A 4634-nucleotide genomic window follows, 5' to 3' on the forward strand; every position below is an offset into this window, starting at 1 on the left:
TCCCCGCGACATGCGCCGCCGCGATCTCACCCTGCGAATGCCCCACCACCGCGTCCGGCACCACACCCAACGAACCCCACACCCGCGCCAGACCCACCATCACGGCGAACGACACCGGCTGCACCACATCCACCCGCTCCAGCGAGGCGGCACCCGGCACCTGATTCACCACATCCACCAACGACCAGTCCACATACGGCTTCAGCGCACCCTCCACCTCCGCCAGGGCCTGGGCGAACACCGGGGACTCGGCCGACAGACGCCGGCCCATCCCCACCCACTGCGAACCCTGACCCGGGAACACGAACACCGACCGGCCCGCCACCTCCGCACGGCCCGCCACCAACCCGGGCGCAGCCTCGCCGGAGGACAGCGCCCGCAGGGCGTCGGTGAGTCCGGCCGGGTCGGCGCCGACGGCGACCGCTCGCTCGGGGAAGCGGGAGCGGGCCGTGACGAGGGCACGGGCGGTCGCCGCGCGGTCCACGTCGGGGCGCTCGTCCGCGTACGCCGCCAGCCGGGCGGCCTGTGCCCGCAGGGCGGCCTCCGAGGCACCGGAGAGCACCCAGGGGGCCGCGCCGTCCCCGGCCGCGTCGGCGTTCTCGTCCTCGTTCGCGCCGGCTGCGGCCTCGGGGGCGGGCTGCGCGGCGGCCTGCTCGGCCGGCTCGGCCTGCTCCAGGATGACGTGGGCGTTGGTGCCGCTCACGCCGAAGGCCGAGACCGCGGCCCGGCGCGGGCGGTCGCCCTCGGGCCACTCCCGGTCCTCGGTGAGCAGGGCGATGCCGCCCGAGGACCAGTCGATGTGCGAGGAGGGCGCGTCGATGTGGAGGGTCTTCGGCAGTACGCCGTGGCGCAGCGCCTCGACCATCTTGATCACACCGGCCGCACCGGCCGCGGCCTGGGTGTGCCCGATGTTGGACTTCACCGAGCCCAGCCAGAGCGGCTGTTCGGCCGGGCGGCCCCTGCCGTAGGTGGCGAGCAGGGCGTGCGCCTCGATCGGGTCGCCGAGCGGCGTGCCGGTGCCGTGCGCCTCGACGGCGTCGACGTCGCCGGCGGCCAGTCCGGCGTTGGCGAGCGCGGCCCGGATGACCCGCTCCTGCGAGGGGCCGTTGGGCGCGGTCAGGCCGTTCGACGCACCGTCCTGGTTGACGGCCGAGCCCCGGACGACGGCCAGCACCTCGTGGCCGAGCCGCCGCGCGTCCGACAGCCGCTCCAGCAGGAGCAGACCCACGCCCTCGGACATCCCGAACCCGTCGGCGGCGTCCGCGAACGCCTTGCTCCGGCCGTCGGTGGCCAGGCCGCGCTGCCGGGAGAAGCCGACCAGGCCCTCCAGGGTGGACATCACCGACGCGCCGCCGGCCAGCGCCAGCGTGCACTCGCCGCTGCGCAGGGCCTGGGCGGCCAGGTGCAGGGCGACCAGCGAGGAGGAGCAGGCGGTGTCGACGGTGATCGCGGGCCCCTCCAGGCCGAGGGTGTAGGAGAGCCGGCCGGACAGCACGCTGCCCGCGTTGCCGGTGACGAGGTAGCCCTCGTCGGCCTGGCCGCCGGTGCCCTGGGTGCCGTAATCCTGGCCGTGGGTGCCGATGAAGACGCCGGTGGGGGTGGCCCGCAGGGCGGTCGGGTCGAGACCGGCCCGCTCCAGGGTCTCCCAGGCGACCTCCAGCAGCAGCCGCTGCTGCGGGTCCATCGCCAGCGCCTCGCGGGGGTTGATCCCGAAGAAGGCGGCGTCGAAGTCGGCGATGCCGGGCAGGAACCCGCCGCCGCGCACGTAGGTGCGGCCGGGCACGTCGGGGTCGGGGTCGTAGCTGCCGTCGAGGTCCCACCCGCGGTCGGTGGGCAGTCCGGAGACGGCGTCTCCTCCGGCGGCGACGAAGCGCCAGAGGTCCTCGGCGGAGTCGAGGCCGCCGGGGAAGCGGCAGCCCATGGCGACGATCGCGACGAGTTCGTCGTCGGCCTCGGCGGCGCGCACCGCCGGGACGGGCGCGGCGGCCGGTGCGGCGGTCTCCTCGCCGACCAGCTCGGTGGTGAGGTGGGCCGCGAGGGCCTTCGGCGTCGGGTAGTTGAACACCAGCGTGGCGGGCAGCCGCAGCCCGGTGGCGGCGCCGAGCCCGTTGCGCAGCTCGACGGCGGTCAGCGAGTCGATGCCCAGGTCCTTGAACGGCTTCTCGACGTCCAGGGACCCGGCCGAGCCGTGACCGAGCACGGTGGCGGCGGTGTCGCGGACGAGGGCGAGCAGCACCTCGTCGCGCTCGGCGGCGGCGAGGCCCGCCAGCCGCCGGGCGAGGGTGTCGGCACCGGCCCCGGCGGACCGGGCGGCGGCCCGTCGCAGGGCGCGGGGCGCGCGGGCGGCCGGCGCCAGCCCGCGCAGGAGCGGCGGGAGGTCGTCGCTGCGGACGCCGGTGACGTCGAGCCGGATCGGCACCACGGCCGCCCGGTCGCCGGTGATCGCGGCGTCGAAGAGGGCCAGGCCCTGCTCGGCGGAGAGCGGACGGGTGCCGCCCCGGGCCATCCGGGCGAGGTCGGTGTCGCTCAGACGGCCGCCCATGCCGCCGGCCTCGGCCCACAGGCCCCAGGCGAGTGACACGGCGGGCAGTCCGAGGGCGTGCCGGTGGACGGCCAGACCGTCCAGGAAGGCGTTGCCGGCCGCGTAGTTGCCCTGGCCGGAGCCGCCGAGGACGCCGGAGGCGGAGGAGTAGAGCGCGAAGACGGCGAGGCCGAGCCCGGCGGTGAGTTCGTGGAGGTGCCAGGCGGCGTCGACCTTGGGGCGCAGCACGCTGTGCCACTTGGCGCCGTCCAGCGCCTCGATGACGCCGTCGTCCACGATCCCGGCGACGTGGACGACGCCGGTGAGGCGGTCCGCGACGGAGTCGACGACCGCCGCCAGCGCCGCGCGGTCGGCGGCGTCCACCGTCTCGGACCGGACGCGGGTGCCGTCCGCCGCGAGTTCGGCGAGCAGGTCGGCGGGGACGGCGGAGCGGGAGACCAGGACCAGCTCGGCGACGCGGTGGACCGCCGCGAGGTGGCGGGCCACCAGGCGGCCGAGGCCACCGGTGACGCCGGTGACCAGGACGGTGCCGCCCGCCAGCGGGGACGGGACCTCGGGGGCCGGCTGCGCCGCGCGGCGCAGCCGGGCGACGAGTCGCCGCCCGTCGCGCACCGCGATCTGCGGCTCGTCCGCCGTGGCGGCCACCGCCTCGGCGGCGGCTGCCGGGTCGTCGCCCTCCACGAGGACGAAGCGGCCCGGGTTCTCCGACTGCGCGGTCCGCACCAGGCCCCGGACGGGCTCCTGGACGAGTTCCCCGCGCCGGGTGACGACGACGAGCCGGGAGTCGGCCGTCCGTTCGTCCGCCAGCCAGGACTGGAGGGCCCGCAGGACGTCGTGGCCGACGGCGTGGGCGCGCTCGGGGACACCGTCGGTCGGCACGCCGAGGCCGGCGGGCAGCACGACGAGGGGCGGCAGCGGTCCGTCCGCGGGCAGCTCGTCGTGGAGCACCCAGGCCGTGCCGGCGGGGGTCGCCTCGGCGGCCGTCCCGTCAGCCGCTCCGGATGTCGTTTCAGGTTCCGCTTCGGGTGCCGGGACCCAGTCGACCTCGAACAGGGCCGCGTCGGAGGCGGCGCCCAGGCTGCTCGGGTCCACCGGCCGCACGGTGAGGGCCTCGACGTCGACGACGGGTGCGCCGGTCTCGTCGGCGGCCCGGATGGAGAGGGTGTCGGGCCCGGAGGCGGCGACGACGACCCGCAGGACCTCGGCCCCGGCGGCGTGCAGGCGCACCCCGGCCCAGGAGAAGGCGAGCCGCGGCACGGCGGCGCCGGGGAAGAAGCCGGCCTCGCCGAGCGGGTGCAGGGCGGCGTCCAGCAGGGCCGGGTGCAGCCCGTACGCGGCCGCGTCGGTCACGGCCTCGGGGAGGCGGAGCTGGGCGTAGAGGCGACCGTCGGCGAGCCAGGCGGCCTCGACCGCGTGGAACGCGGGGCCGTAGGCGACGGTGAGCCGGTCGTAGAGGCCGTCGAGGTCGAGCGGGCGGGCCCCGGCGGGCGGCCAGGCCGTCAGTTCCTCGGCGGCGGCGGGCTCCGGGCCCTCGGGGGCGAGCGTGCCGGTGGCGTTCCCGCTCCACGGCAGGCCGGGGCCGGTCCGGGTGAGCAGCCGGACGGCGCGGCGGCCGTCCTCGGCCTCGCCGACGTGGACCTGGAGGTCGATGCCGCCGCCCTCGGGGACGACGATCGGGGCGGATATGGTCAGTTCCTCGACCGTGGGCGCGCCGAGCCGGTGCCCGACGTGCACCAGTGCGTCCAGCAGCGCGGTGCCGGGCAGCAGGGTCGCGCCGCCGACCCGGTGGTCGGCCAGCCAGGGCAGGGTGCGTTCGGTGATCCGGCCGGTGAAGACGGCGCCCTCCTCGGAGCCGAGCAGCAGCCCGGCCTCCAGCAGCGGGTGGCCTGCCTTGTCCAGGCCGACGGCCGCGAGGTCGCCCGCGGCGCGGCCGGGCCGGAGCCAGTAGTGCTCGTGCTGGAAGGGGTAGGTGGGGAGGTCGGAGGGCCGCAGGGTGCCGGCGTCGGCGAACGCCGCCGACCAGTCCACCCCGACCCCGCGGACGTACAGCTCCGCGGCCGAGAGCAGGACCCGGTCCCACGCACCGTCCTCA

The 4634-nt window shown here is 77.1% G+C and carries 1 protein-coding gene; it reads right to left on the bottom strand.

The features are described 5' to 3' along the window. Positions 1-4634 (bottom strand): SDR family NAD(P)-dependent oxidoreductase (locus PUR56_RS01625; protein ID WP_329947543.1); only part of this gene is annotated, 4634 nt, incomplete at both ends.

The sequence above is a fragment of the Streptomyces sp. BE303 genome, assembly GCF_036290945.1.
Lineage (GTDB): Bacteria > Actinomycetota > Actinomycetes > Streptomycetales > Streptomycetaceae > Kitasatospora.